The sequence below is a fragment of the Segatella hominis genome, assembly GCF_004535825.1.
Taxonomy (GTDB): Bacteria; Bacteroidota; Bacteroidia; order Bacteroidales; family Bacteroidaceae; genus Prevotella; species Prevotella hominis.
In genome coordinates, this window is sequence record NZ_SGVY01000035.1 from 35375 (window position 1) to 41754 (window position 6380).

Annotated in this window: 5 protein-coding genes and 3 pseudogenes; 7 read left to right on the forward strand and 1 reads right to left on the reverse strand. The window is 39.5% G+C overall.

The window, feature by feature from the left end:
• Positions 1-26 precede the first annotated feature (26 nt).
• From EXN75_RS12090 to EXN75_RS12115, 6 genes and pseudogenes are all read left to right on the forward strand, one after another.
• On the forward strand, positions 27-227 hold the full coding sequence (locus EXN75_RS12090) for a cysteine peptidase family C39 domain-containing protein (RefSeq protein ID WP_246031392.1): 201 nt from the start codon (positions 27-29) through the stop codon (positions 225-227).
• Positions 175-552: pseudogene (locus EXN75_RS12095) on the forward strand (ATP-binding cassette domain-containing protein); the annotation flags it as partial. The gene EXN75_RS12090 and the pseudogene EXN75_RS12095, both read left to right, overlap by 53 nt.
• Positions 553-697: 145 nt before the next feature.
• Positions 698-1468: a tRNA (guanosine(46)-N7)-methyltransferase TrmB gene (gene trmB / locus EXN75_RS12100; protein WP_022121261.1), complete on the forward strand. Its 771-nt coding sequence runs from the start codon at positions 698-700 to the stop codon at positions 1466-1468.
• A 192-nt stretch (positions 1469-1660) separates the two neighbouring features.
• Positions 1661-2554: a DNA-binding protein gene (locus EXN75_RS12105; RefSeq protein WP_134844020.1), complete on the forward strand. Its 894-nt coding sequence runs from the start codon at positions 1661-1663 to the stop codon at positions 2552-2554.
• A gap of 592 nt (positions 2555-3146) precedes the next feature.
• Positions 3147-3776 (forward strand): annotated as a pseudogene (locus EXN75_RS12110) (RHS repeat domain-containing protein); the annotation flags it as partial.
• 650 nt (positions 3777-4426) lie between these two features.
• Entirely contained in the window at positions 4427-4981 is a 555-nt protein-coding gene (locus EXN75_RS12115) for a hypothetical protein (RefSeq protein WP_134844021.1), read from the forward strand.
• A 42-nt stretch (positions 4982-5023) separates the two neighbouring features.
• Here EXN75_RS12115 and EXN75_RS17755 read toward each other — a convergent pair whose 3' ends face one another.
• On the reverse strand, positions 5024-5395 hold the full coding sequence (locus tag EXN75_RS17755) for a hypothetical protein (protein ID WP_167639512.1): 372 nt from the start codon (positions 5393-5395) through the stop codon (positions 5024-5026).
• Here EXN75_RS17755 and EXN75_RS12120 point away from each other — a divergent pair.
• A pseudogene (locus EXN75_RS12120) lies at positions 5351-5599 on the forward strand (RHS repeat-associated core domain-containing protein); the annotation flags it as partial. The gene EXN75_RS17755 and the pseudogene EXN75_RS12120 sit on opposite strands and share 45 nt — an antisense overlap.
• Positions 5600-6380 lie beyond the last annotated feature (781 nt).

Below are 6380 nucleotides of genomic sequence, written 5' to 3' on the forward strand. Positions count from 1 at the left end.
TGTTGTGCGGCGTAGCTTGCTTGAAAATGATATGTAAATATTTCGGTAGGGAGTATTCCTCAGACTCTCTGTCAAAGCTCTGTTTTGCTACAACTGAAGGTGTCTCCATGCTTGGAATCAACGAGACGGCGAAGACTTTAGGAATAGAGACGGTTTGTGCAAAAGCTACTCCTAAAGAATTATGTGATGGCATTACCGCTGAAATTCAATACGAAGATAGGTCGTGACGGAGTGGGATTGAGCCAGGGGCAAAAGCAGCGCATCTTGATAGCGAGGGCGGTGTATAAGAATCCCGATTACATCTTCCTCGATGAGGCTACTAATTCGCTGGATGCTAATAATGAACGGCATATTGTGGAAAATCTCAATACGTTCTATCAAGGTAAGACCGTGGTGATAGTGGCTCATCGCCTGAGCACGGTGAAGAATGCTGACCAAATCATCGTGCTATATCATGGTAAGGTGGTGGAAGTGGGCAATCACGAATCGCTTACGTTGCAGCATGGGGCTTATTACAACTTAGTAAAGAATCAACTGGAGTTAGGAAGCTAGCCAACTCTATTTTGCTATTTCGTTGGGATTCCCAACTTCATTCTTCTGTCGCCGTTTGGTTAAATATCAAAAATTAAAATGTATTTGTGACGAGAGTCTTTATATTTTTTGTAACTTTGCACCCCAAAAGTAATTAGAACATTCAATGAGCAAAGGAAAATTAGCTAAGTTTGCGGATATGGAGCGTTTCGAGAACGTGTTCCAGTATCCATATAGTGTTGTAGATGACGTGCCTTTCGATATGAAGGGCAAGTGGCGTGAGATGTATTTCCACAATGATAATCCTATCGTGCTAGAGTTGGGATGCGGCAAGGGTGAATATACCGTGGAACTTGCCAAACTCTATCCTGAAATGAACTTCATCGGTGTGGATATTAAGGGCGCACGAATGTGGACCGGTGCCAAGAAAGCGATAGAGGAAGGACAGAAGAACGTGGCTTTCCTCCGTACCAACATTGAAATTATCGACCGCTTCTTTGCCGAGGATGAGGTGCAGGAAATCTGGCTCACCTTCTCTGATCCGCAGATGAAGAACCCTCGCAAGCGTCTTACATCTACTTACTTCATGAACCGTTATCGTCACTTCCTCGTGGATGGCGGCATCATTCATTTGAAAACAGATTCCAACTTCCTCTTCACTTATACTACTTATATGGTGGATGGCAACCATCTGCCTGTGCTCTTCCGCACCGAGGACCTCTATCATCAGGAGGGTATCGATGAGGAAACCCGTAAGATTCTTTCCATCCAGACCTATTATGAGAGTATGTGGATAGAGCGTGGTTTGAATATCAAATATCAGAAGTTCGCCTTGCCACGTGAAGGTGAGTTGGTAGAACCTGATATCGAGATTCCGCTGGATGATTATCGCAGTTATCGCCGTGATAAGCGAAGCTCAAAGGATACAGCGAAGTAAGTTATCGCAATATATATTTAAAAGCGCTCAATAGTTGGTATGCGGTCGAGCATCTGCTGTTGGGCGTTTTTTCTTGCCGTTATCGGCAAAAAAGAGGGATGGTAATCGCTTTTTTCGTTTTTTTCCTTGCCGTTATCGGCAAAAAGTGTTATATTTGCAGTCTAAATACAAACGTAAACTTGCCGATAATTTATGGATTATATATCAGTGAAAGAGTTTGCGCAGAAGTATGGGGTATCAGAACGAACTGCGCGTAATTATTGTGCTTCCGGGAAAATTGAGGGAGTAGTGTTGGTCGGAAAGACCTGGAATATTCCTGCCGATGCAACCTTGCCTATGCGTAAATCCAAGAAGCAACAGGTTTCTCCACTTCTTTCTATCCTTCGGGAACAGAAGAATATGAAGCTGAAAGGAGGCATTTATCATCGTACTCAAATAGACTTAACCTATAATTCCAATCATATCGAAGGAAGCAGGTTGTCGCATGAGCAGACCCGTTTTATATTTGAAACTAATACGATAGGTATTACAGACCAAAGTGTAAGGGTGGATGATATCATTGAGACAACCAATCACTTCAGGTGTATCGATTTGATTATCGATCAGGCTGATGAGAAGTTGACCGAAGACTTCATCAAGAAACTTCATCTTATCCTCAAGTCAGGAACTTCTGATAGCACCAAAGATTGGTTTATGGTGGGAGATTACAAACGCTTTCCAAATGAAGTGGGGGGAATAGAAACTTGTGAACCGAAAATGGTACACAAGGAGATGGTACGATTGCTGAAGGAGTATAATGCCAAGAAAGAAAAAACGTTGGAGGATATTATCGATTTTCATCAGCGCTTTGAGTCTATTCATCCTTTCCAAGACGGTAATGGAAGAGTGGGGCGATTGATCATGTTCAAGGAATGCCTAAGCAATGGTATCGTTCCGTTCATCATCACAGATGAGTTGAAGATGTTTTATTATAGAGGATTGCACGAATGGAATCACATTAAAGGTTATCTGATGGATACTTGTCTTACTGCACAGGACTTCTATAAGCGTCTGCTCGATTACTTCCAGATTAAATATCAGAAATAGTCTTAGTCTGGGATATGTATAGTTTGTTATTCTCTTACTATACCTTTTGTTAAATCCGGGAATAATCTTGTTGAATTCAAGAAAAAAAGAGGGTGTGTCATAATTCCATGATACACCCTCCGATGTGAAAGCAATACCTCAAAGTGAGCACATATATATGCTCTCTAACGAAGCGCTTCTTCATTCATTTTTAATGCTTGGCTGTATATCTATCCAACCAGCAATTGGCATTAGCAAAAGGTTATATAGTCAACCCCACAATAAAGTACTAAATTAACCGCTTTCCGTAAGAAAATGCAGAATATATTTGCTTTTTGCACAATTTGCACAAATATTTATATAAAAATGATCTGTTTTTTGGCAGTTTACTTAAAAATCATTACCTTTGCTCCCACAAATATGGAACAAGGAAGAATGATCCTACTTCGTATAGCAGGCAGGACTACACAGGGCAAAGCATACTTCGGCAAGGCTCTAAGTAATCTTCTGTCAGTAAAAGTAATAATGAGTTTGATTGAGACATGTAAAGCCAAATACAAGTTTCGATTAACCCTAAAAGTGCCCCATTGTTTCTGCTGCCAACAGGATACTGCATGCCGCCCGCATGATGCAGATAGAAAAGCAGCGTGAGGAGTATTACAAACAGCTCGGCACACCGCCGGGAGTGCCGACGATGAAGGGTGCAACTGCAGATCCTGATAATACAGGTATTGGCTACAACAGCATCATTACAAACCTGGGTGACCACAGCGTTCCTGAAGGCTGGATACAGCATCCGAAGTTCAACGGCAAAGGTGATGTCCCAGGTCCTCCTATCCAATGGAGTGAACCGGAGAATCCTGATAATGCCCAGCCAGGATATGGCTATATCCCAGCTGATACGACAGATACTGAGGACATCTTCTTCTATCACTCTGATCACCTCGGCAGCACTTCTTATATTACAGATGCTAAGGCCAATATCACCCAGTTCGATGCCTACCTGCCATACGGAGAGCTGCTGGTGGATGAACATACATCATCTGAGGATATGCCATATAAGTTCAATGGTAAGGAATTAGACCAGGAAACGGGACTGTATTATTATGGTGCGAGGTATATGAATCCTGTAACGAGTTTGTGGTATGGGGTGGATCCAAAGGCCGAGAAGTATCCAAATATAACAGGGTGTAGCTACTGTTTAAATAATCCAATTAAATTTATAGACCCAGATGGTAGAGATTCGTATTATACAAAAGACGGAACTTACGTTTTTACAAATACAGCTAGAACAGATAACATTTATATCATATCCAACTATAAAATTATTGGAGGCTCAAGAAACAAAACGTACTATAAGGTTTGGGGACGAATAAAAATAGACGACAAAAATCTTTCCCTATCACCGCAAGCTTATTCACGAGTATATACAAATGTTTTATATAGAAAAGGCTATGACACAAGTAAGCTTAAAAATAATGCAGTTTCAATAATTATGTTAAACAACAATTCCAAATCAGACGGACCTCAATATGAATTAGGTGGAACTTATAATCATGATGCCGTAATGCCTTGGTCGGATGCCCCGATAGCTGAAACAAGGAAAGAGAATGGAAAAATACAACTGACAGTATATGTTCATCCACAAGGAGACGCTGAAAGAAGAGCATACCTTTCAACAGAATCAAACGTAGAAAATATCCTTGGAGTTCATGAATTCAAAGGGCATGGACTCTTGGAAATAGGTAGCTCTCAGCATTGGAAGATACTTCAAATGCAACGAAGGCATCCTTCTTGGAAACAAACAACACCAGCCCTCAGAGAATTATATGAGTATTTAGAAAAGAAAATTCCCTCAGAGTATTATAAACATTAATAAAATGGCATTAGATTATGATAACTAATAAAGAAGTGTACTGTGCGTTATTTATTTTCATAGCAATAACATTAACAGGTTGTCAATCCAATATGGAGTTACCAGCTGAATTAGTAGCAGTAGTGGACAATTATCCCCTAAAATATAATCCTGCTAATTCTCATATAGAATATTCACGAAAAATAAATGTCGTATTTAAAATTAAGAATATGAGTTGGAGAAACTTTTTTATTCCTATTAGCGATGAGAGAGGAAATAAGTATCATTCTTTTATAAAAGTTTCATCTCCAACGAATCACAATGTAATAGTGGGTGCTTATTATTGGCAGAATAAAAGTGTGCTAAATAGTGGAGATAGCATTAGCATTTGTGTCCGATTAATGGAGTCACATTTACGGGATTTAGGCGTGTATGATTTGCCCCCCAGGGATGTGATAAAGCGGATGAGCTTCGAGTACGTTGTTGATGTAAATGATTTAAAAGAAAGCGATTATCTTATTCCCAAGTTAAAATTCCATATTTCCAAAAATGTTAAGTATATTTATCAAGAACCTGAAGGGATGTGTGGATAAGTTATTTTTGGATTCCAAATAGGGAGGTGGATAATCGACATACTATTTCAAGTCTACATCAAAGACTTTCAAGTATCTTATACCAATATCATCAATGTCACCCAGAAGAACAATACCGTGTACCGCAAGCAGGTGGCTGAATACGGACACAACCGCCACTTCTACATGCACGACCTTGTTACTGCCGAGACGCTCTACGATGCAGCAGGCAACAAACTGCAAGGCACACAGAATACCTACGAGCTCAAACAGCAGACTGATGCGACGGTATATTTTCCCGCACTCGTCTCTGTAAAGCAGAGCATTTACGACAACAACGGCTCGGGCAGCATGAGCACCACGATGCACAACGGCACAAAGCCGTCGGTCTACGATGCCTACATGCCATACGGTGAACTGCTTGTGGATGAACATACATCATCTGAGGATATGCCGTATAAGTTCAATGGTAAGGAATTAGACCAGGAAACGGGACTGTATTATTATGGGGCAAGGTATATGAATCCTGTGTCATCACTGTGGTATGGAGTGGATGCTTTTACAGAGAAATATCCAAGCATTAGTGGATATGTTTACTGTGTTGGTAAACCGATAAAGTTTGTTGATCCTGATGGAAATAAAATTGTCTTTGTAAATGGGAAAATAGGCTTTGGTTCACCTCCTGCAGGAGAACAATACTGGAATGGAAGAAAGTCTCCATTTATCCAAGGTGCCATAAAATACTGGAATGATAAAGAAATCTTTTTTACAGATAAAGATTATAAACCTTTATCTAGTGCAAAAAGCCGTATTAGCGCTGGTTACAGATATGCCGAAGATAATATAAAAAAAATAGTATCTGGTTTAAAACAAGGAGAAACATTCAAATTTGTAACTCATAGTATGGGAGCAGCATTTGCTGAAGGTATTGCAAGTTATCTTATAGGTCATGGGTATAGTGTAGAAGAAATTATACATATTAACCCTTTTCAAGCTGCAGATATTACAACCAATGCATCACCAAACGTAAAAACCGTAGATTATCAAAATTCAGATGATTGGGTCATAAATAAAACTCCTTTTGTGAGTTCTCCTGGAGATATACAAAATGCAGACTATCATATTAGAGAAAAATCAAATGATTCTGATTTTGCGACACGCCATAGAAGTCCGATAGATTCGCAAGGGAAATCATTTTGGAATAACCTTTTAAAAAGAACAAAAGGACCGATTATAGATAGTTCTGTCAACCTTCCGAATTTAAATATATCTAGTGCTATACTTTTCAAGTCAAAGAGATAATTATGAAAAAATATTATTGGCTAATTGTGGCTATAGTTCTTTTTTGGTGCATTTTAAACAAAAGCTTACTTTTACTGATATCCTTAGGGTCACAAAGTAAAAGTACAAGCAATGGAAT